Here is a 20,925-nt window from a genome sequence, read left to right on the forward strand (position 1 = left end):
ATCGTTAGTCGTCCTGCGTCGGCGTGGGTGGTGTCTCGCTTCCCTCGGCGCGGGAAGCGTTCGGTGCGTGGTCGAGGAACTGCGCCACCGAGAAGTCCTGAAAGACGGTGTCGACGTCGTCGGGATACACCTCGCGGCCGACGAGTCGGTTGACGAACTTCGCGTTCCGGTAGCACCCGAGCCCGAGGTCCGGAACGCCGACGCCGTGGGTGTGGACCTCGGCGTTCTGGAGGAACACGTCACCCGGCGCGTCGACCGCGAGCCGGTGGTCTTCGGTCACGCCGAACCGCCCCTGTTCGTCCCAGTCGATGGCGTCTTCCAGCGGTTCGAGGAACGCTGGAATCGGTCGCTCGTAGCCCGTCCCGAGAATTACGACCTCGCTCTCGTGGACGAACGACTCCTCGGCCTGCCACTGGTGACAGTCGAGGGCGTACGCGTCGTTGACGGCCTCGATGTCGCGGACTTCGGTCATCGCAAACAGCCCCACGTCGGGGTCGCGGCCGCCGACAGAGCGCCGGTAGAGCAGGTCGTAAATCTCGGCGCTCGTCTCCGGGTCGATGCCCTTGTACAGCAGGTCCTGATTCGGGACGAGGTCGTCTTTCACCGCCTGCGGCAGGTCGTAGACGTACCGCTCGTACTCGGGGGTGAAGTGCTGGAGGCCGAGCTTCGAGTACTCCATGGGGAAAAACCCGTCAGAGCGAGTCAGCCAATCGAGCCGGTAGCCGTGGTCGGGCTGGCGCTCCAGGAGGTCCTGAAACACCTCGGCGGCGCTCTGCCCGGACCCGACGACGGTGACCGTGTCCGCCTCCACGACGCGCTCGCGGGAACCACGATACCGCGCCGTGTGGAACACGTCTTCGGTCGGGTGTCCACGGAGGTGTTCGGGAACATGCGGCCGGGAGCCGATGCCGAGCGCGAGGTTCTCGGCGCGGTACTCGAAGCGGTCGCCGGTGTCCGGATTCCGCGCGGTGACCGCGTACCACTCCTCGCGGTCGTCCCAGCGGACCTCGGTCACTTCGCGTTCGAACCGGCAGGCGTCGAGTCGGTCGACCACCCACCGGAGGTAGTCGTTGTACTCCCGCCGGGGAATCTGGAACGTCTCGTAGAAGTAGAACTCGTAGATGCGGCCGGTCTCCCGCAGGTAGTTGAGGTAGCTGTGGGGGCTCGTCGGGTCGGCCAGCGTCACGAGGTCCGCGAGGAACGGGACTTCGAGGGTCGTCCCCTCGATGAGCATCCCCTCGTGCCACGCGAACTCGGCGTCCCGTTCGAGGAACGCCGCGTCCACGTCCTCGGGCGCGCCGTCGAGCAGGGCCGCCAGTCCGAGATTGAACGGGCCGAGACCGATTCCGACCACGTCGTGGACGCGGGGCTCGCTCATCGGCTCACCTCCGTCTCCGCATTCTCGGCCACCGTGTCGAAGAACCGGTCGCGCTCGCAGTGCATCAGCAGGGCCTCCTTGTCCGGGAGGTCGATGCGTCGCTGCGGCTCGTAGCCGCATCGCTCGAAGACGTGGATGACCCGCTCGTTTCGCACGTCCGGTTCGCTGACGACGCGGGTCGCGTCGGTCGCGCGGAACTGAAACGCCGTCATCGCCCGCAAGAGCGGTATCGAGTAGCCGTGTCCGAGATACTCCGGCGGCCCGATGAGCAGGTGGACCCCGCGGTCTCCGGGGGCGGCGTCGTAGCAGTCTGCGACCACGTCGTCGGCCGCGCGGTACGTCTCCCAGTAGCTCATCGGCGTGTGGTCGAGCAGGCCGACGTACGGGGTGAGATGGTCGTCGGCCAACTTCTCGTCGAGTTTCGCCCGAAACGCCGGCTTCGGAAGGTCGAGTTGCCAGTACGGCTTCACGTGGTCCGAGCCGAGCCACGCGTGGAGGCGGTCGACGTCCAGCGCCGGGTCGACTTCCGCGAAGGCGATGGTCCGGTCGATGGACTCGTCGCGGACGCGGTAGGCGTACTCGCGGCCCGCGTCGGCAGTCGCCGCGTTCGCGGTCGCGGTCGCCGGTGCGTCGGTCATGGCGCTGGCACCTCCAGTTCCGTGACGAGCGGGTTGTCGATGTCGGCGTACACCGACTGGTTCGCCAGCGACCCCTCCAGTTCGTCCATGTCGTGGAACCGCGTGAGCAGGTTCGCCTTGCACGGAATCGTCGGGTTGGTGAGGAGGTCGTCGAGCAGCGACGACGACGGCCGGTCGTACCGGCGAAGCGATTCGAGTTCGTCGCGGAGGACGCCCAGGAGGCGTCGCTCGTCCACCAGTCCGGCCGTCCCGAAGGCGTTGACGAGGCCGAAGACGTTGTTGATGACGACGTAGTACCGGATGCGCTCGTCGGCGACGGCGTCCGGACAGACGGTGTCGGCGCGCTCGCCGATGCCCGGCAGGAGCGCGTCAACCTCGTCGTACATCGACTCGGGGAGGTAGTAGCCCTGATTGTCGCGGTAGCGGAACGTCTCCGGATAGCCGCCGTCGAGGGTCAGCACGCTGTTTTGCTGGTGGGCCTCGACGCCCAGCCCGCGTTCGAGATAGAGCCACAGCACCGGCCGGACCGACAGTTCGAGATACTGTCTGAACCAGTCTTCTGCGACCGCCGGAGTGGCCCGTCCCTCGTGGTCGGCGATGCCCTCCACGAGCGTCGCCAGCCGCGACGACCCGTCTCCGAGGTGGTCCTGACAGAGGCCGACCACGGGCGTCGCGTTCGCCGCCGCGTTGCCGCGGAAGGGGTTCTCGCGCAGGATCGTCTCGAAGCCGGACTCGCCGTCGCAGAGGTCGACCGTCAGATACGCCGGGTCGCGGACGATGTCGAACGCCGGGAAGCGGGAGTCGAGGTCGCCGCCGAGTTCGGTGTCCAGCAGTTCCGTGATGGCGACGCCGCGCTCCAGTTCCGGGCGCTTGTTCGCCCGCTCGGAGTTGGTGATTTTGACGTTCAGCGACCCCTTGACCATGAACGGCGCGTCCGGGGCGTACAGCGTCCGCACCGACGAGGTGGGGTAGAACTCCCGGCCGACTTGGCCGACGTATTCGAGGCCGTCGCCGAGGTGCGCCCGCACCTCGGGTTGCGCCCGGAGGTAGTCCGCCTGCCACGGGTGGACGGGAAGCAACACCTCGTCGCCCTCGACGCGTTCGGTGACGAACGACTCGGGGACCGACTCGTCCGCGCGGAGGGCCGACTTGACCCACTCGGCCGCCGACTCCTCGCGAGTGGAGTCCTGCGAGACGAACTCGGGGTCGGCGCTGAAGTACGCGAGCGAAAACGACCCGCGGAGTTCGGGCGCGTAGCTCCGCGACTCGTGGGCCGGGATTCCCTGTCTGCTCTTGGGCGTCGGGTGGAGCGGGTGGCCGAAGACGAGCGACTGTTCGGCGTCGCGGAAGGTGGTGTCGAAGCCGTACAGTCGCTCCTCGTCGTCGCGCCGGGCCTCGACGAACCGCTCGATGTTCTGGCAGCTCTTGACGACCCGCAGGAGCAGTTCGTCGGCCGCGCCGGTGTCGTCGCGGTCGAGTCTGAGTTCGGTCGTGACGAGCGTCACGAGCACCGTGTAGTCGAGGGGGAACGTCTCGCCATCGGGAAGCCGGTAGACGCCGGGTAGGTCGAACTGGTGGCGACCCGTCGGCGAGCGGTACGAAAGCGGGACGTAGAGGTCCACGCCCTGCTGAGAGAGCGGCGCGTGGACGACTACCTCGGCGTCCGCCTCGACCGGCACGTCCCCGGCTGGGACGACGGCGTAGTCGCCGGTCTCCCGGAGGTAGCAGTTCAGGAAGCTGTGTATCGTCGCTGACTCGGCTGTGTCGTTCGGGTTCATGCGTGTCGGTCGTCGGTCGTCGGTTCGAGAGCGGTTCCGCGGGCCGAAATCTCGCGCAGGAGGGCTCGGAGGTCCTCGCGCGTCGTTCGGGGGTTCAGGAGCGTCAGTTTCAGGCAGGTCTCGCCGTCGACGGTGGTGCGGGCCACCACGGCCTCGCCGTTATCGAGGAGCGAGTCGCGGATGGCCTCGTTCAGGTCGTCGGCGCTCGGGCCGTCGGCCGGGTCGTCTTCCTGTTCCCGGTCGGGGACGTACCGGAAGACGACGACGTTCAGGTCGGAGTCGTGGACGAGACGGAGGTCGGGGTCGGCCTCGACGAGCCTCGCGGCGTCGTCGGCGAGGTCGATGGTGTACTCGACCATCGACGCCAGCCCCTCGCGGCCGAGCGCCTGCATCGTCACGAAGGGTTTGAGCGCGTCGAACCGCCGGGTGGTCTGGACCGACTTCGAGACGAGGTTCGGCACGCCCGCGTCGTCGTCGCGCTCCGGGTTCAGATAGGCCGCGTTGCGGTCGATGAGGTCGTACGCCGACGCGTCGCGGACGAGCACCGCGCCGCAGCTAATCGGCTGGTAGAACAGCTTGTGGAAGTCGACTGCGACGGAGTCCGCGGCCTCGATACCGGCGAGTTTGTCGGCGTGGTCGTCGCTCAGGGCGAGCGCGCCGCCCCACGCGGCGTCGACGTGGTACCAGCAGTCGAGTTCGGCCGCGCGGTCGGCCAGCGGGCCTAACGGGTCGATGCTCCCGAAGTCCGTCGTCCCCGCGGTGGCGACGATTGCGAACGGGCGCTTCCCGCGGTCGCGGAGGTCCGCCACCGCCTCGTCGAACGCCGCCATCGACAGGCGGCGGTCGTCGTCGGTCGGGACGGTGACGACGGCGTTCTCACCGAGGCCGAGGTGCGAAGCGGCCTGCGTGGCGGTGAAGTGGGCGTCGGCCGAACAGAGGATACGCAGGTCCCGCGCCTCCGGCGGCAGCCCCTCGCGCTGGACGTCGACGCCGTACTCCTCCAAAACGACCTTGTTGCGGGCGAGGAGCAGGCCGACGAAGTTCGACTGCGTGCCGCCGCTGGTGAACACGCCGTCGCCGTCCTCGTAGCCGAACAGGTCGCACAGCTCCCCGACGAACCGCCGTTCGAGCTGCGTCGCGGCGGGGCTCTGGTCCCACGAGTCCATCGACTGGTTCGTCGCCGTCAGGAGCACTTCGGCCGCGAGCGCCGGAATCGCCGGCGGACACTGGAGGTGCGCGATGCAGGTCGGGTCGGAGACGCCGACCGAGTTCCGCAGAATTGGTTCGGTACGGTCGAGCGCCGCGACCACGCCGTCGCCCTCGTGGGGCAGCATCTCGAACCGAGCGAGCGCGTCGTCGAGTTCTTCGGGCGTCGCCCCCGAGTACGGCGTCGCCTCCGCGGCGAACTCGTCGAGGACGAGGTCGCACGCCCGCCGCATCGCGTCGCGGTAGCGCGCCCGGTCGTCGTCGTCGCCGCTCAGGAACCACTTCGCGGCGTCCGGTCGCGGGTCACGGCGCTCATCGACGCCGTCGACATCGCCCACGCCGTTCATGCGGCGACCTCCCGGCGGCCGTCGGCGTCGACGTCCTCGATTGCGGCCTCCACGGCGTCCGCGAAGATGCTCCCGATGGCGTCCACGTCGCTCGGACTGACGACGAGCGGCGGGAGAAACCGGACGACGCTCCCGTGGCGGCCGCCGAGTTCGACGATGAGACCGCGGTCGAAACACGCCTCGCGGACGGCGTCAGCGAGGTCCGGATGCGCCGGGTAGCGCCCGCAGGCGTCGGGTTCACCCGCGGGGTCGACGAGTTCGACGCCGAGCATCAGCCCGCGGCCGCGAACGTCGCCGACGGCGTCGTGGGCGCGCTCGGTCGCGTCGAGGTGACCGCGGAGCCGCTCGCCCATGCGCGCGGCGTGGTCGTCGAGGTCGTGTTCGAGCACGTGCTCGATGGTTGCGATGCCGGCGGCCATCGCCAGCTGGTTCCCCCGGAAGGTGCCGGCGTGCGCACCCGGCTCCCAGACGTCGAGCGACTCGTCGTAGACGACGACCGAAAGCGGGAGCGACCCGCCGATGGCCTTCGAGAGCGTGACCGCGTCGGGGACGATGTCGGCGTGTTCGAAGGCGTACAGCTCGCCGGTCCGGCCGAGACCGGTCTGAATCTCGTCGACGACCAGCGGGATGTCTCGTTCGCGGGTCATCCGCCGAATCTCGCGGGTCCAGTCGTCGGGCGCGGGAATCGCGCCGCCCTCGCCCTGCACGAGTTCGACCACCATCCCCGCGGGCTCGGTGATACCGCTTTCGGGGTCGTCGAGCGTGCGTTCGACGTACCGGGCGGCGAGTTCGTGGCACTCGTCGCCGCCGACGCCGAACGGACACCGATACTCGTACGGATACGGAAGGTGGTGTACGTCGGGCATCAGGCCGGGCACGTCCTCCTTCGGGTCGGTGTCGCCCATCAGGCTCAGCGCGCCGTTGGTCATGCCGTGGTAGCCGCCCTGGAACCCGAGAACGCTCCGGTTGCCCGTCGCGGTTTTGACGAGTTTGAGCGCGGCCTCGACGGCGTCGGTCCCGGCGGGGCTACAAAACTGCACCCGCGCGCTGTCAGCGAACTCGTCGGGGAGGCTGTCGAACAGCGTGTCGACGAACCGCTCCTTGACGGGCGTCGTGATGTCGAGGGTGTGGAGCGGGCGGTCCTCCGCGAGGACGCGTTCCATCGCCTCGACCACTCTCGGGTGGTTGTGTCCGAGCGCGAGCGTGCCGGCCCCCGCGAGGCAGTCGTAGTACTCCTCGCCGTCCATGTCGGTGACGGTGACGCCCGAGGCCTCCCGTATCGCGTGCGGGAGGTGTCGGGGATAGGTCCGCGCGCTCGACTCGCGGGCGGCCTGCTGTTCGAGCAACGCCTCGTTGCCGGCTGCCGGGTCGGTCATCGCGCTTCCCTCCGTTGATTCGTCGTCGGTCTATCGCTGTCGAGCATACATTCTTTAGGCCGGCCTAAAAACACAAAAGGTTTACTGCAATAAGATTTTTAGTGAAAATTTCAGGACAGCGCAACCGCTCGTCGGCCGCGACGACCGACTCGCGGCGACCGGTCCCACGGTCCAGTTGGGTGCTCTTCCGACGGACGGGGCCGGTGGTCGGTCGCGTGCCGGGGTCCGCCCCGCCCCGCCGCTGACTCATCTCGCTTTCGCTCGGCTGAACACCTCCATGAGCGGGGGTTCTCCCTCGGTGAGCCACGCTGCGGTGACCACCGGGGACACGCCCACATCTTGTCTCACTGCCATGTTTTTAGGCTAGCCTAAAATATGATAAGCGTTCTGGCGGGACGCGCCGCTCGACGGTTGGGCGAAGAGAGAAAGCGGGGCCGCGAGCTCGGGGCGAGTTACAGATTCCCGTTGGCGATGTCCGCGACGCGCTGGGCGTCGAACAGGCGCTCGTCGGCGTCGTACAGGGTCCGCGCGAGGCGGTCCGTCGCGACGAGGTTCGTGATGGGGCCCTGATAGAGCGCGCCGGCGCGGTAGACATCGCCGTTCTGGACGGCGGTGAGTTCGCCCGCCACCTCGTGGTTTTCCATGAACGAGACCACGGTGTTCTGGAACTCCTCGCGTGTCTTGGCTTCCTGTCCGCGCACGAGGAGCACTTCGGGGTCGACCTCAAGCAGCGTCTCGAAGTCGACCGCGCCGCGGTTGCTGTAGAAGTCCCGCACCTCGGTCGTCGCGAGCGCGTCGTTGACTTTCAGGTCGTTGAGATGCTTGAAGCTCGTCCCCTCGTCGATGACGTAGGGGTAGAACTCCTCTGGCTCGTCGCCTCCGGCCCAGACGACGGCGGCCGAGGGTCGCTCGCCCTGCGCGGGGACGACCGGCGCGAGGTTCGACTGGAACTCCTCGTGGACCTGTTCGAACGCCTCGAAGCGGTCCTCGCGCTGGAACACCTGCGCGAACTTCTCGAACGCCTCGTAGAGGGTGTAGTAGCGGTAGTCCTCGTGCCACGCGTAGCCGCGCGAGAAGATGCTGTTGCCGAAGAACGGCCCGACCTGCGTGCTGATCTCCTCGATGTCGGCCTCGCTCCACTGGCCGCGGTTCAGGAGGAAGTTCGGGTCGGCGATGTGCACGTCCGCGTTCAGCTCGTAGAACTGCTCCTTGCCGACGCCGCTGTCGCCCCACAGCTGGCGGATGGACGACTTGTCGACGCTCACGTCCGGAATCTCGTCGTAGTACTGCGTGTGGTACCGGCCGGGGAGCCAAACGCCCATCGGCGCGTCGAGCCCGAGCGCGACGCCCATGTCGGCCCAACTGCCGTTGTTCGCGATCCACGTCTCCGGGACCGAGTCGAAGGCGACCTCACCGACCGGCTCTATCGACACCGAGTAGGACTCCGCCGCCTCGGTCGTCGTCTCTGCCTCTGTCTCGGTTTCGGTCTCCGTCGCCGCCTCGGTCGTCGCGGCCGTGGTCGTCTCGGACTCGGACCCCGTCGTCGTCGTCCCCGACCCGCCCCCGCCGGTACAGCCGGCGAGCAGGCCGCCTGCGATGACCGCGCCGCCGTACTGGAGGTACTCGCGCCGCGTCGATTCCCGTCCGCTTTGTCCGTCGTTTGCCATGTCTTTTAGGCCTCCCTAAATGGTTAAAACGTCTTCGGAATTTAGGCGAGCCTAACTACCTTCGAGCGGGGCGGGGGGAGGGAGGCGGCTCAGTCCGCCGCGCCGACGGGCGCTCTGACGGCGAGCACCGAGAGGTCCGAGTACGGCGTCGAGTCGGGGCCGCTCCCGCCGGCCGAGTCGCGCAGGTTTCCGAGCGTCGTTCGGGTGATTCGCTCGTCGTCGTGGGTCAGCCGTTCGAGTACGAGCGCGTCCAGCGAGGGGTCCGCGCCCGCATCGAGGAGGAACTCGGCGATGTCGCCCGGCATCCAGTCGAACGGTCGCGGCAGGACGAGCAGGTGACGCTCGCCGGCCGCCTCGGCCAATCGGTCGAGGTCGGCGTCGAGCGACCCGCTTTTGTGGAGCGTGACGAACCGCGTGTCCTCCATCGGCGTCCGGGCGCGACTCGCGGCTATCTGGAGCGACGAGATGCCCGGAATCACCCGCACCGGCCGGTCGACGGCCCGCTCGACCTTCCCGAGGAACTGGTATCCCGAGTGGTTCGGGTCACCCATGAGCACCGCCGTCCCCCGGTCGCCGGCCGCGACGCGCCGCCCGAACTCGGACAGCGCGTCGGCCTCGTCGGCGTAGCCGCAGGTGAGCAGGTCGGCGTCGGTCTCGTCGGCGACGAAGTCGACGACCGTCTCGAAGCCGACGACCACGTCGGCCTCCCGAATCGCCCGCCGCCCGCGGGGCGTCAGATACTCGGGGTTGCCGGGGCCGACGCCGACCGCGTACACCGGCGCGGCGGCGTCTTCATCGATGCCCTGCTCGGGCGCGGCCGCGGCGAACGCCGCCGGGTCCGGCCCCGAATCGAGGTCGTAGGGGTCGTCCTCACTCATGGTCCGCGAGGTCCACGTCGCCGTTGCGCACGTCGCTGGCGACGTGAATCAGTTCGTTCGTGAGCGCGGCCGCGAGGCCGCTCCCACCCCGCTTTCCGACGTTCGTCACCGCGGGCACGCCGTACTCGTCGGCTACGTCGCGGACGCGCTTTCTGCTTTCTTCGGCCTTCACGAAGCCGACGGGCGTCGCCACGACGGCCGCCGGGCGAGTGCCGTTTTCGATGCAGTCGCAGAGCGCCAACGCGGCGGTCGGCGCGTTGCCGACGACCGCGATAGCGCCGTCGTAGACGCCCTCCTTGTCGAGTTCGAGCACCGCGGCCGCGGTCCGGGTCATGCCGGTCTCGGCGGCGAGTTCGGCGCCGTTGCCGATTGCCTTCCGCACCGGGCAGTCGTGGCCGCGGCCGGTGATGCCGGCTTTCGCCATCGTGATGTCGGTCACGATGGGTCGCTCGTCGATGACGGCCCTCGCGCCCGCGACGACCGGGTCGTTCTGACACCGGATGAGGTGCTGGAACTCGATGTCGCCGGTCGAGTGCACGGCTTTCTGTCGGAGTCGGTCGGTCAGCGTCTCGTCGGGGACGAACGTCCGGACGATGTCCATGCTCGTCTCCGCGATATCCATCGCTTCCTGCGTCGTCGCGCCGAGGTCGGCGTAGGCGTCTCGTTCAGTCATCGGATTGGGTTTGGGTCTGCGTCATGGCGTTCGTCGTGTTCGCTTCGAGGTCGCCTTCGACCGAGAGATTGATGTCCTGCAACCGCTCTTTTACGCTCTCGTCGGCGTCCCACAGGTCGCGGTCGATGGCTTCGAGGAACGTCGCGGTGATGCTTTCGAGCGCCCACGGGTTCACGTCGCGCAGCCACTCCTGTCGGTCCTCGTCGAAGGCGTAGGCGTCCGCGAGATTCTCCCAGAGGGTGTCGCTGACGACGCCCGTGGTCGCGTCCCAGCCGAGCGCGACGTCGACCGTCGTGGAGAGGTCGCCCGCGCCCTTGTAGCCGTGTTCTTCCATGCTGTCGAGCCAGTCGGGGTTGAGGACGCGCGCCCGCATCGCCTTGCGGACCTTCTCCTCGTTCGTGTAGACGCTGACGTTGTCGGGGTCGCTGGAGTCACCGACGTACGACGCCGGGTCGCTCCCGGAAATCTCACCGACCGCGGAGACGAACCCGCCGTGGAAGGCGTACCAGTCGGAGGAGTCGAACTCGTCTTGCTCGGCGGTGTCTTCGATTTTCACGGTCGCCTCGACGCCGCTCAAGCGGCGCTCGAAGGCGTCGTGGGCCTCGGTCACCTTCCCGCGGCTCCCGAGGGCGTAGCCGCCCCACTGGACGAACACGTCCGCGAGGTCGCTTCGGTCGTCCCACTCGCCCTCGTCGACGGCCTTGTTCGTCCCCGCGCCGTAACCGCCGGGCGTCGTCGTGAACACGCGGTGTTTGGCCAGTGTCTCGGCCTCGTCGGGGTCGACGCCCTCCGATTCGAACTCGGCGGCGTCCTCTTCGACGTGTTTCTTCACGTAGTTCATCTCGTGGGGTTCGTCGAGGTCGACTACCGCGTCGACGGCGTCGTTGACGACGCTCGCGGCCTGCGGGAACGCGTCGCGGAACAGCCCCGAGACGCGGGTCGTCACGTCGATTCGCGGCCGGTCGAGTTCGTCCAGCGGAATCGGCTCCACGTCGTCGACGCGGCCCGCGTCGGTCCACACCGGTTCGACGCCCATGAACGCGAGCACCTGCGCGATGGTCTCGCCGCGGGTCCTGACCGTCGGCGTCCCCCACGCGACGACGCCGAACTCCTCGGGGTACTCGCCGTGGTCGTCGTAGTGGCGGTCGAGGACGCCCTCAGCGACGCGCTCGCCGACGCTCCACGCCGGTTTGGCCGGGACTTTCCGCGGGTCGAGCGTGTAGAAGTTCCGCCCGGTCGGCAGCAGGTCCACCCCGCCGCGGGTCGGCGCGCCGGAGCCGCCGGGCCGGACGTACTCGCCGTCGAGGGCGTCCGCAGTCTGCGGAATCTCGTCCTCGGCGGCCGCGATTCGCGGGGCCGCCTCGTCGCAGATGAACGCCAGCACCTCGCGGAGGTCGTCGTGCGCGCCGCGCTTGGCTCGCGCGTCTCCGAGTTGGTCGATATCGACCACGAGCAGGTTCATGTTCACCTCGTCGTCGGGGCCGGCGTCGACCTCCGACTCGGGCACGTCGAAGTCGCGTTCCGCGAGAGCCGACACCAGTTCGACGCACTGGTCGTAGACGCGGTCGGCGGCCTCCGAGAGGTACATCCCGAGGTCGTCGTCGTACGTCCCCGGCTCGTCCCGCATCCGGTCGTACTCGACGCCCATGACGCCCGCGACGCTCTCGCGGAGGCTCGGCGTGTCCGCGTTCGGGAGTCGGGTGAGCGCGACGAGGTACTCCACGAGTCGGTCCTGCTCGGGCGGTTCGCCCATCGTGTGGAGGCCCATCCGAATCTGCGTCGTCTTCACGTCGGTCAGGTACTCGTGGACGCGCTCGACGAGTTCGTCGAACCCGACGGCGTCGGCATCGACGCCGGAACCGGAATCCGCACCGTCGATTGCGTCACCGACCGCGTCTGCGTCGTCGAACCCGAGTTCGACCGCGAGGTCGAGGTCGTCGACCGCGTCGAGGAGGAGTTCGCGGAGCTGGTCGCCGCGCTCGGGGCGGGCCTCGTCCATGCCCGCCTCGCGGTACTCGCGGGCGAGTTCTTCGAGGTCCGCGAGGTCGTCGTAGGTTCCCGCGGTGCGCATGACCGGCGTGAGGTAGTCCACGATGGCCGCGTACGACCGGCGCTTGGCCTGCGTCCCCTCGCCGGGGTTGTTGATGATGTACGGGTAGACGTTCGGGAGGTCAGAAACCAGTTGGTCCGGCGCGCTCTCGCCGTTCAGGCCGACGGTCTTGCCGGGGAGCCATTCGAGGCTCCCGTGGGTGCCGAGGTGGACCACGGCGTCGGCGTCGAACTCCTCGCGGAGCCACGCGTAGAACGCCACGTAGTCGTGCGGCGGCTGGAGGTCCGAATCGTGGTACACCTTCGAGGGGTCCATCCCGAAGCCGCGCGGGGGCTGGACGGTCACGAGGACGTTCTCGAACTCGACGCCCGGAATGGCAAAGGGTCGCTCGGGCGGGTCGCCCCACTCCTCGATGACGTTGTCGCGGAAGCGGTCGTCGGCGTCAGCGAACCAGTCGGCGTACTGGTCGGGCGACACCACGTCGACGCTCAGGTCCCGCACGTCCTCGGGGGCGACCCAGCGGTCGTCCAGCGTCAACTGCGAGGTGAGGTCGTCGATGAGCGCCTGCCCGTCCGCGGGGAGGTCACCGACGGCGTAGCCCCGCTCCCGGAGTTCGGACAGGAGGTTGACCGTGCTCTCGGGGCTGTCCATCCCGAAGGCGGTCCCGATGCCGTCGTCGCTCGGCGGGTAGTTGTGGAGGACGACCGCGACGTTCTTCTCGTCGTTCGGCAGGTGGCGGAGTCGCGCCCAGTTGACCGCGAGGCGGGCGACGTGGTCCACGCGGTCCTCGATGGGGAAGTGCTGCTTCGGCGCGCTCCCGACGCCCGCCTCGTCTTCCATCCGCTCTTTCCCGCTTATCGGGTGGGTGATGACGTTGCCGTCGAACTCGGGGAGCGCGACCGACAGCGCGAGTTCGAAGCCCATCACGCCCGTGTCGCTCGATTCGTACCGGCTTCGAGAGCGCATGGTCGTGATTGCCTGCAAGACGGGGACGCCGAGTTCGCTGAGGAACACGTCCTCGGCGGCCGCGCCCTCGTCGTCGGCGTCGCGGCCGCGCTCGCTCATCGACAGCGAGAACATGAAGGAGCTGACGACGGCGTCCACGACGGGGCCGTCGTCGTCGGAGAACCAGTTTCGCGCGACCCACTCAGCGTTCTCTTGACCCTCCTCGTCGGTCGCGGGGTTGCAGAACGCCGGGAGGACGTTCGCGCCGAGCGATTCCAGTCGCTCCACGAGCGCGTCCACGTACCGGGTGTTGGCGTGCGTCCAGTGGGACTCGTAGAACCAGACGCCGATGGTCGGCTTGTCGGGGTCGTGCGTATCGAGCAGTTCGTCGTACTCGACGCCGGGGTAGTCCGGGTGGTAGACGCCCTCAGTCGGGAGTTCGACCGGGTCGTCGACCTCGGTCTCGACGCCGGCGTACTCGGCGGCGAGGAACCGACAGAGGTTCTCGACGTTCACCGCGCCGCCGCGGTCGAGGTAGTCGCAGACGCGCCCGCGGTCCGCGTCGGAAACGGTCGTGTCTCGGCGCGCGAAGGCGTCGCCCGTGGCTTTGACGACGAGCGGCACGCCCGCGGCTTCGAGTCGTTCGACCGCGTGGTCGTAGCCGGGCATGCTGTCTTCGGCCCCGTGGAGCCAGAAGACGGCCGCGGTCGCTGACTCCAACTCGTCGACGAAGGCGTCCGCGTCGGTCACGTCGTCCAAATCGCTCGCGGAGCGGACGACGAGGTCGATTCCGTCGAGTCGGCGCGCGGCCCGCTGGACCGCGCCCAACTCGTTTTCGGTCGCTGTGTACAGTCCGATTGTCGGTGTCATTGATAAAGTGTTATTGTCTTACTGCAACTACGTTTTCGTATTCGATGACGACTCAGACGCTTCCGTTCTCGGCTATCGTCGGCCAAGACGAACTGAAACGGGCGTTGTTGGCCGCCGGAGCCAACGACGACCTCGACGGCCTGCTCGTCCGCGGCGAGAAGGGCACCGCGAAGTCGACCGCGGTCCGCGCGCTTTCGGACCTCCTGCCCGAACAGGCGGTCGTCGCGGACTGTCCGTACGGCTGCCCGCCCGAGCCGGACGACCCGGCCCGCCAGTGCGACTCGTGTCGCGCCCGCGACGACCACGAGGTCGAACACCGGTCGGTCCCGCTCGTGACGCTCCCGCTCGGCGCGACCCGCGACCGGGTCGCGGGCACGCTCTCCGTTGCCGGCGCGCTCGACGGCGAGGCGTCGTTCGACCCCGGGCTCTTGGCCCGCGCGAACCGCGGTATCCTCTACGTAGACGAGGTGAACCTCCTCGACGACCACCTCGTCGACCTGCTTTTGGACGCGGCCGCGAGCGGCGTCAACCGCGTCGAGCGCGACGGCGTGAGCGTCGAACACCCCGCCGAGTTCACTCTCGTCGGGACGATGAACCCCGAGGAGGGCGACCTTCGCCCCCAACTCCGGGACCGCTTCGCCCTCCAGGCGACCGTCGTCGGCAGCCGCGACATCGACGACCGCGTGGCGATTATCGACCGGGCGCTTGGAGACGGCGACGACCCGGCGACGGCCGGCGACGCCCACCGCGAGGAGACCGCAGCACTCGAAACCGCGCTCCGCGAGGCGACGGCCCGCCTCGACTCGGTCGCCCTCCCGACCGAGTTCAAGCGCGACATCGCCGAACTCTGCGTCGACGCCGGCGTCGAGGGCCACCGCGCCGACATCGCCATCGCCCGCGCCGCCCGAACCCTCGCGGCGCTCGACGGCCGGACGAAGGTGCTCGAAAGCGACGTGCGCGAGGCGGCCGCGCTCGCGCTCCCGCACCGACTCCAGAGCCGCCCGTTCGACGACGACCCCGACCTCGACGACGTGCTCGACGACCACTTCGACGAGGACGAAGACCGGGATGAGGGCGAGGATGCTGACGACGGTGACGATGCGGGTGGTGCTGACGACGGCGATAGCGACGGTGGCGACGGCGGAGACGACGGCGAACGCGCCGAGGGAGGCGACAGCGACGCCGACGCCGACGATTCCGACGGCGACGCCCCCGGCGCGGCTCCCGACTCTGACGCCGGGGATGACGACGCCGGCGGCGACGACCGAGGCGGCGAGGTCGGCGGAGCCGACGAGAGTGGTGCCGAGAATGGCGATTCGGAAGACGGAGCTTCCGAAGACGGCGACTCCGACGGCTCCGGCGACGGTGACTCCGGCGACGACCCCGACGAGGCCACGCCGCTTCTCCCCGGACAGAGCCGGGCCGCTATCGGTGACTCCGAGCGCCCGCCGGTCGAGGACGCCGCCCTCGACGCGGAGACGCCGGGTGACGGGAGCCGCGCCGCGGTGCGGGAGTCGCGGCAGGGTCGAGGCTCGCGGGTGCGAACCGAACCGGCGACCGAGACCGACGACATCGACGTTCCGGCGTCGGTCCGCGCCGCCGCGTCGGCCGGGCGGTCCCGCGTCACCCGGTCGGACCTCAGAACCGCGGTTTCCCGCGGGTCGGCCGAGACGCTCGTCGTGTTCGTCGTGGACGCGAGCGCGTCGATGCGCGCCGCCATGCGGCGGGCGAAAGGCACCGTGCTGTCGCTCCTCGAAGACGCCTACGAGAAGCGCGACGAGGTCGCGTTCGTCGCTGTTGCCGGCGACGACGCCGAGGTGTTGCTCCCGCCGACCGACAGCGTCACGCTGGCGGCGCGGCACCTGAAGGAGCTCCCGACGGGCGACCGGACGCCGCTTCCCTCGGGACTCGACGCCGCTCGCCGGGTCATCGACCGCTCGGACGCCGACAGCGCGCTCGTTGTCATCGTCACCGACGGCCGGGTTACCGTCGCTGACGGCAGCCCCACCGGACAGACCCGGTCGGCGGCGCGGAGCCTCGCCACCGCCGACGCGTCGGTCGTCGTCGTCGACGCCGGCGATGACGGCATCGGCGTGACCGACATCCTCGTCTCCGAGACGGGCGCGCGGCGCATCCCGCTTTCCGACCTGTCGGCCGAGCGGGTCGCTGAGGCCGAGCGCTTCGCGGACGGGCAGTAGCGGGGTGTCGCTCGTCTCGTGTCGCATGGTCTCTTCTATCGAATCGGTCGCGTGCGGAGTCGGTAGGCTCCGCGCGTGACGCCCTCGTCGTGGTACTCGACCGGCTCTTCGACCACCGCGAGGACGCCCCCGCCGGCGGCGACCGCGGTCGGAATGCCGGAGAGGCTGTCGGTCCGGACGTGTCCTCCTGCCGACTCGAACGCGTGGACGCCGTGGCGCTCGGCCTCTCGCTCCCGGAAGTGCTGGGCGGACGGCACGAACACCCGCGAGCCGGCCGCGACGGTCGCCCGCGCGAACCCGCCGGTGTCGCGGGTCCACAGGCGCTCGCCCCCATCGACCGAGACGCCGACCGCGGTGTGTTCGTCGGGATGTCGCGCGTCCGGGTCACGGGTCGACTCCGCGAACGTGTTCCCCGTGACGAAGACGGCGGTTCCGTCGGCGACGCAGACGTGGGTCGGATAGGCGTAGACGGTCTCGTCGCCGACGCGGCGCTCGGTGGCGAGGTCGAGTCGCCACCGCTCGTCCCCCTCGAAATCGAGGAGGTAGCCGCGCTTGTCGCCGTGGCTGGCGACGGCCAGCGCGTCGCCCGCGAAGGCCACGTCCCCGACCCGCCGGTCGCCGTCGGTGCCGGGGTCCCACGACGCGACTCGCCCGCCGGTGTGGGCGTCGAGGAGCACGAGGCCGTCCTGTTCGGGGTTCGGACAGCGGTTGTACGCGACGGCGACGCGGTCTCCCTCGGCGGCGACCGCGATGGGCGAGGCGTGGACGCGTCTGCGCCACGCGACCCGGCCGTCGCGGTCGAACCCGAGGACGACGCTCCGCCAGACTCGCTCGTCGCCGTCGCGTTCGTACCGCCGGGCGGCGACGACGACTCTGTCGCCCGTCACCGCGAGGTCGACGACGTAGGGCCGGAAGAACAGCGAATCTCTCGCCGCGGTGCCCACGTCGTCGGTCGTCGCGTACGTCCAGCGGGCGTCGCCCGTCTCGGCGTCGAGGACGCGAACGAGTCCGTCGCCGCCGCGCTCGCCGACGACGAGGAAGTCGTCGGTGGCGGCCATCGACACGACGGGGTTGTCGCCGCGCGCCTCCCACCGGTCGCCGGAGTCGGGCCCGGAGTCGGCAGCGGTTTCCAGCGCGACGACGCGGCCGGCCGCGGTTCCGACGAAGACGGCGTCGTCGGTCGCGGCGACCGCCGAGCGCGTCCAGTTGTGGCGACTGCTCGCGGGGTCGACCGACCCGAGGTCGCGGCGGGCCGAGGGTGGAGCCGATGGCATCGGTTCAGTCCTCGACGGGGAAGGCGTCGTGGAGCGTGTGGTGCGCCTCTCCGAGGTCGTCGAGGAACGCATCGGCTCCCTCGCGGATGCGGCGAAGCGACCGCTCGGCGTCGCGGACGGCGATGAGCCGTCCCCGAAGATAGCCCGATTGCGGGTCGTCGTCGTCGATTTGCGTGGCCTCTTCTTCGAGGTCGACGAGCGCGGCGTCGAGGTGTCGTTGGGCCTCATCGAGGGTGCTCGCGTTCGCGAGCGCCTGAATCGGGCCGGGGTCGGCGTCGCCGAGGTAGTCTTCGAGTTCGGCTTCGGCGTGTCGCTTCGCGTGTTCGTCGGTCGTTCCGGTGATGTTCAACAGCGCCAGTCGGAGCGCTTCGAGTTCTGCACAGGCCATGATTAGAGTGATTGGTTGACGAGGTTCGAGACGATGCGGTCCCGTTCGAGGTGGGACGAGACGATGCGCTCTGTGTCGTCGGGCGTCACGCCGCCGTACCAGACGCTGTCGGGGTAGACGGCGACGATTGGGCCGTCGCCGCACTGGCCGAGACACGAACTCCGCGAGACGTGCACGTCGCAGTCGTCGGCGTCGCGCACGCCCTGTCTGAGTTGTTCGAGGACGGTCGCCGCGCCGCTCGCGGCGCAGGTCTGGTTCGTACAGACCGCGACGTGCTTCTCGGGGGCGTCGTGGACGTGCGGGTCGTCGTCCACGTCGCTCCGGTCTGCGTGTTCGGCCTGGTGGACGAGCGAGCGGAGCATCGCCCGAGCGCCCCCCTCGTCGTCCTCGTAGCCGGCGAGTTCGACCTTGTACTTGCAGGTGTCGCAGGACATCTCGACGCTCCCCGACCGCGCCTCTTGATAGCGGTCGGCCAGCGTCTCGACCACCCGGTCGTCCGTGCCGAGCGGTCCCGATGCGCCCGCGTCGACGTAGGGGTACTCCTCGTCGAACGTCTCGGCTTTGTCCACGATTCGCCCCGTCAGCACGCCGTCACCGAGCATGTACGGGAGGACGACGACCGCGTCCGGGCGGTCCTTAGCGACCGTGTGGAGCGTCTCCTCAAGTCGGGGCGTGGTGACGCCGATGAACGCCGATTCGACGCGGGTGAACTCGCGGCCCTCGTACAGCAGGCGCGCCAGTTTGTGCACGTCGCCGTTCGAGTCGGGGTCGCTCGACCCGCGGGCGCAGAGCACGACCGCCACGTCGTCGGCCTCGCGGTCGACGCCGAGGTCGGATTCGACCGCGCGAGCCCGCTCGTCCAGCAGGTCGACGAGCGACGGGTGGATTCCGAGATGCGAGCCGAACCGGAACTCGGTGTCGTCGTGGGTCGCGCGGGCCCGCTGGACCGCCAGCGGCACGTCGTTTTTGACGTGGCTCGCGGCGAAAAGCGAGAGGGGGACGACGGTCATCGTCCGGCAGGTCGGGGCCATCGACTCTATCGCGTCGTCTATCGACGGCTCGGCGAGTTCGATGTACGCCGCGTCCACCGGGACCGACAGCCGCGATTCCAGCTTCGCGGCGAGGGTCCGAACCTGCTCGTTCGACGCCTCGCGGCGCGAACCGTGACCGACGAGGAGCACCGCGTCGTCGTCGAGCGCCGGGTCGGGCCGTTCGAGACTCATGCGTTCTCCGCCTCTTCGAGGCTGCGGACGAGCTTTCGACGCCGCGTCGGCGCGAACAGGTTCGTCCCGTCGCTCCCCTCGTAAACCCACTCGCCGAAGCCGGCGGCCGCGTCGTCGTCGATGCCGAACCAGTAGCCGCCCGACGAGGTCTCTCCAATCTCGCCGGTCGGCGCGTTCACCGGGCAGGCGTCGAGCAGTCGGTCAACGGTTTCGAGGAGCGCCCGGTCGTCGTGGACGAACGAGATGCCGACCGTCCCCGTCGAGGATTTGAAACAGACCGTCCCGCAGGATTCGAGCAGTCCGCGGAGGAGCTGTTTTCGCCGGTCTTCGAACACGTCGAAGCGGTAGCCGCCGGCGTCGTCGCCGACGGGGAGGCCGAACGCGGCGCTCGCGCTTCGCACCACGTCGCCGTCGACCGTCACGCGGTACTCGTCTTTGACGCGGGTGACGGCGGTGTTGTGGGCGTACTCCCGCTCCGTCTCCCGGCGGTCGATGTCGCCGCCGCCGGCGATGACCGCGAGGCGGTTCGCGCAGGTCTCGTCGCTCGTCGAGACGGTGAACTCCCCTCGTTCGACCTCGCCGCCGCCGGCGACGTGGCCCCAGAGGTAGGCCGTCTCGGGCGCGCTTTCGAGGAGGTCGTCCGCGGGGGCGACGCCGGCGTCCACGGTCGCGTCCGAGTCGGCGTCCGCAGCCGAGTCGCCGGCGTTCGCGTCGCTCACGCGTCCACCTCCCGGACCGAAATCGCGCCCGGCGGGCAGGCTTGGGCCGCGAGCGTCGCGTCGTCGTCCGCCTTCGCGTCGCCTTCGAGGACGGCGACGACGCGCTCGTCGGTTCGCTCGACGCGCACGACGCCGGCCGCGTCGGGGTCGATTGTGGCGAGTCCGTCGTCGTCCTCGACGAACCGGCCGTCGCGGGCGAGACAGGCGAAGATGCCGTCGCAGGCATCTCGGTCGATTTCGATTTCGAACATCTCAGTACTCGTACTTCTGCTCGTAGCCCCGCGGGGTCACCATCCGGTCGTCCCAGACGTACGTCTCCTCGTTGCCGACGAGCAGCGTCGTCGTCATGTCCACGAGGTCGGTCTCACCGAGGTCGGGCAGGTCACCGAGTTCGACGATTTCGACCTCCTCGTCCTCGCGGCCCGCGCCGTGGACGATGCCGACCGGCGTGTCGGGCGCGCGGTGTTCGAGGAGAATCTCGCAGCACTTCTCGTAGTTCGACCGGCGCTTGCGGCTCCACGGGTTGTAGATGGCGATGGTGAAGCCCTCCTTGGCGGCCGCGTGGAGGCGCGACTCGATGGTCGGCATCGAGGTCAGGTGGTCCGAGAGGCTGATGGTTACGGTGTCGTTGACGAGCGGCGCGCCCAACCGTGCCGCACAGGACTGCGCCGCGGGGACGCCCGCGACCACGTCGAAGTCGACCATGCTCGCGGTCGCGCCCTTCGATTCGAGGATTTCGAGCGCGAGCCCGGCCAGCGCGTAGACGTTGGGGTCGCCGCTGCCGACGATGGCCACGTCGTTGCCGGCGAGCGCCCGGTCGACCGCCTCCTCGGTCCGGGAGACCTCGCCGCACATCGGCGTCGAGTAGATGTCCTCTGCGCCCTCGACGACGTCGTCGGGGAGGAGTTCGATGTAGGTCGTGTAGCCGACGATGTGGTCGGCCTCCCGCAGCGTGTCTTTCGCCAGCGTCGTCATCTCGCTCGCACGGCCGGGACCGAGGCCGACGGCGACCAACTGCCCCGGCTCGCCGTCGAAGTCGTCGATGGTCGCTTCGACCTTCTCGGCGGTCTGTTCCTGCTTCGACCCGCCCGAACTGCCGCCGCACTTCGACGCCGAGTCGTCGTCCGCCGTCGAGGACGACGCGCCGCAGTTCGAGGTCGTGTCCGACTCGGCCTCCGTCTTCGTCCCGCCGCACTTCGATTTCGATTCGGTCGTCGCTCCGCCGCAGTTCGATTCGGTCGTCGCTCCGCCGCAGTTCGATTCGGTCGTCGCTCCGCCGCAGTTCGATTCGGTCGTCGTGTCTGAGTCGCTCATGGG

16 protein-coding genes are annotated in these 20,925 nt (G+C 69.4%); 1 reads left to right on the top strand and 15 read right to left on the bottom strand.

The genetic code is table 11. The annotated features are described in order from the left end of the window. Positions 1-4: 4 nt before the first annotated feature. From C458_RS03005 to cobN, 9 genes are all read right to left on the bottom strand, one after another. Positions 5-1,378: a lysine N(6)-hydroxylase/L-ornithine N(5)-oxygenase family protein gene (locus tag C458_RS03005; protein WP_008573086.1), complete on the bottom strand. Its 1,374-nt coding sequence runs from the start codon at positions 1,376-1,378 to the stop codon at positions 5-7. Continuing rightward, positions 1,375-2,016, bottom strand: a complete 642-nt coding sequence (locus tag C458_RS03010) for a GNAT family N-acetyltransferase (RefSeq protein ID WP_008573088.1) — start codon at positions 2,014-2,016, stop codon at positions 1,375-1,377. The genes C458_RS03005 and C458_RS03010 overlap by 4 nt, the downstream gene beginning before the upstream one ends. After that, positions 2,013-3,794 carry an IucA/IucC family siderophore biosynthesis protein gene (locus C458_RS03015; protein ID WP_008573090.1) on the bottom strand — a complete coding sequence of 594 codons (1,782 nt, stop codon included), beginning with the start codon at positions 3,792-3,794 and terminating at the stop codon, positions 2,013-2,015. Before C458_RS03015 ends, C458_RS03010 begins: the two co-directional genes overlap by 4 nt. Beyond that, the gene (locus C458_RS03020; RefSeq protein ID WP_008573092.1) at positions 3,791-5,347 is read right to left on the bottom strand and encodes an aspartate aminotransferase family protein; all 1,557 of its coding nucleotides are present in this window, start codon (positions 5,345-5,347) and stop codon (positions 3,791-3,793) included. Before C458_RS03020 ends, C458_RS03015 begins: the two co-directional genes overlap by 4 nt. Further along, positions 5,344-6,723 (bottom strand): diaminobutyrate--2-oxoglutarate transaminase, encoded by a 1,380-nt coding sequence (locus C458_RS03025; RefSeq protein ID WP_008573094.1) that lies wholly within the window; start codon positions 6,721-6,723, stop codon positions 5,344-5,346. The genes C458_RS03020 and C458_RS03025 overlap by 4 nt, the downstream gene beginning before the upstream one ends. A 452-nt stretch (positions 6,724-7,175) precedes the next feature. After that, positions 7,176-8,390 (bottom strand): ABC transporter substrate-binding protein, encoded by a 1,215-nt coding sequence (locus C458_RS03030; RefSeq protein ID WP_008573096.1) that lies wholly within the window; start codon positions 8,388-8,390, stop codon positions 7,176-7,178. A gap of 89 nt (positions 8,391-8,479) precedes the next feature. Continuing rightward, positions 8,480-9,268 (bottom strand): cobalt-precorrin-7 (C(5))-methyltransferase, encoded by a 789-nt coding sequence (locus C458_RS03035; RefSeq protein WP_008573098.1) that lies wholly within the window; start codon positions 9,266-9,268, stop codon positions 8,480-8,482. After that, entirely contained in the window at positions 9,261-9,941 is a 681-nt protein-coding gene (locus C458_RS03040) for a precorrin-8X methylmutase (RefSeq protein WP_008573100.1), read from the bottom strand. The genes C458_RS03035 and C458_RS03040 overlap by 8 nt, the downstream gene beginning before the upstream one ends. Continuing rightward, positions 9,934-13,806 carry a cobaltochelatase subunit CobN gene (gene cobN / locus C458_RS03045; protein WP_008573102.1) on the bottom strand — a complete coding sequence of 1,291 codons (3,873 nt, stop codon included), beginning with the start codon at positions 13,804-13,806 and terminating at the stop codon, positions 9,934-9,936. The genes C458_RS03040 and cobN overlap by 8 nt, the downstream gene beginning before the upstream one ends. Before the next feature lie 44 nt (positions 13,807-13,850). Between cobN and C458_RS03050 the strand changes: the two genes are divergently transcribed. Further along, on the top strand, positions 13,851-16,004 hold the full coding sequence (locus C458_RS03050; RefSeq protein WP_008573103.1) for a VWA domain-containing protein: 2,154 nt from the start codon (positions 13,851-13,853) through the stop codon (positions 16,002-16,004). Between the two features lie 35 nt (positions 16,005-16,039). On the opposite strand, the gene C458_RS03055 is transcribed toward C458_RS03050, so the two are convergent. Genes C458_RS03055 through cobJ form a run of 6 tightly spaced genes read right to left on the bottom strand, consistent with a single transcriptional unit; the run spans position 16,040 to position 20,922 of the window. Further along, complete coding sequence (locus C458_RS03055; protein ID WP_008573105.1) at positions 16,040-17,278, bottom strand: PQQ-binding-like beta-propeller repeat protein; 1,239 nt, start codon at positions 17,276-17,278, stop codon at positions 16,040-16,042. 4 nt (positions 17,279-17,282) lie between these two features. Further along, positions 17,283-17,666 carry a DUF3209 family protein gene (locus tag C458_RS03060; protein ID WP_008573107.1) on the bottom strand — a complete coding sequence of 128 codons (384 nt, stop codon included), beginning with the start codon at positions 17,664-17,666 and terminating at the stop codon, positions 17,283-17,285. 2 nt (positions 17,667-17,668) lie between these two features. Further along, positions 17,669-18,889: a CbiX/SirB N-terminal domain-containing protein gene (locus C458_RS03065; protein WP_008573109.1), complete on the bottom strand. Its 1,221-nt coding sequence runs from the start codon at positions 18,887-18,889 to the stop codon at positions 17,669-17,671. Then, positions 18,886-19,608 (bottom strand): hypothetical protein, encoded by a 723-nt coding sequence (locus C458_RS03070; protein WP_008573110.1) that lies wholly within the window; start codon positions 19,606-19,608, stop codon positions 18,886-18,888. The genes C458_RS03065 and C458_RS03070 overlap by 4 nt, the downstream gene beginning before the upstream one ends. After that, complete coding sequence (locus tag C458_RS03075) at positions 19,605-19,859, bottom strand: ferredoxin (RefSeq protein ID WP_008573113.1); 255 nt, start codon at positions 19,857-19,859, stop codon at positions 19,605-19,607. The genes C458_RS03070 and C458_RS03075 overlap by 4 nt, the downstream gene beginning before the upstream one ends. Before the next feature lies 1 nt (position 19,860). Then, positions 19,861-20,922 (bottom strand): precorrin-3B C(17)-methyltransferase, encoded by a 1,062-nt coding sequence (gene cobJ / locus C458_RS03080; protein ID WP_008573116.1) that lies wholly within the window; start codon positions 20,920-20,922, stop codon positions 19,861-19,863. Between the last annotated feature and the right edge of the window lie 3 nt (positions 20,923-20,925).

This window comes from Haloferax sp. ATCC BAA-644 (assembly GCF_000336975.1).
Taxonomy (GTDB): domain Archaea; phylum Halobacteriota; class Halobacteria; order Halobacteriales; family Haloferacaceae; genus Haloferax; species Haloferax volcanii.

Excerpts from the sequence above, each read along its gene's own strand:
- C458_RS03005 (WP_008573086.1), bottom strand. The coding sequence starts at position 1,378 with ATGAGCGAGCCCCGCGTCCACGACGTGGTCGGAATCGGTCTCGGCCCG.
- C458_RS03010 (WP_008573088.1), bottom strand. The coding sequence starts at position 2,016 with ATGACCGACGCACCGGCGACCGCGACCGCGAACGCGGCGACTGCCGAC.
- C458_RS03015 (WP_008573090.1), bottom strand. The coding sequence starts at position 3,794 with ATGAACCCGAACGACACAGCCGAGTCAGCGACGATACACAGCTTCCTG.
- C458_RS03020 (WP_008573092.1), bottom strand. The coding sequence starts at position 5,347 with ATGAACGGCGTGGGCGATGTCGACGGCGTCGATGAGCGCCGTGACCCG.
- C458_RS03025 (WP_008573094.1), bottom strand. The coding sequence starts at position 6,723 with ATGACCGACCCGGCAGCCGGCAACGAGGCGTTGCTCGAACAGCAGGCC.
- C458_RS03030 (WP_008573096.1), bottom strand. The coding sequence starts at position 8,390 with ATGGCAAACGACGGACAAAGCGGACGGGAATCGACGCGGCGCGAGTAC.
- C458_RS03035 (WP_008573098.1), bottom strand. The coding sequence starts at position 9,268 with ATGAGTGAGGACGACCCCTACGACCTCGATTCGGGGCCGGACCCGGCG.
- C458_RS03040 (WP_008573100.1), bottom strand. The coding sequence starts at position 9,941 with ATGACTGAACGAGACGCCTACGCCGACCTCGGCGCGACGACGCAGGAA.
- cobN (WP_008573102.1), bottom strand. The coding sequence starts at position 13,806 with ATGACACCGACAATCGGACTGTACACAGCGACCGAAAACGAGTTGGGC.
- C458_RS03050 (WP_008573103.1), top strand. The coding sequence starts at position 13,851 with ATGACGACTCAGACGCTTCCGTTCTCGGCTATCGTCGGCCAAGACGAA.
- C458_RS03055 (WP_008573105.1), bottom strand. The coding sequence starts at position 17,278 with ATGCCATCGGCTCCACCCTCGGCCCGCCGCGACCTCGGGTCGGTCGAC.
- C458_RS03060 (WP_008573107.1), bottom strand. The coding sequence starts at position 17,666 with ATGGCCTGTGCAGAACTCGAAGCGCTCCGACTGGCGCTGTTGAACATC.
- C458_RS03065 (WP_008573109.1), bottom strand. The coding sequence starts at position 18,889 with ATGAGTCTCGAACGGCCCGACCCGGCGCTCGACGACGACGCGGTGCTC.
- C458_RS03075 (WP_008573113.1), bottom strand. The coding sequence starts at position 19,859 with ATGTTCGAAATCGAAATCGACCGAGATGCCTGCGACGGCATCTTCGCC.
- cobJ (WP_008573116.1), bottom strand. The coding sequence starts at position 20,922 with ATGAGCGACTCAGACACGACGACCGAATCGAACTGCGGCGGAGCGACG.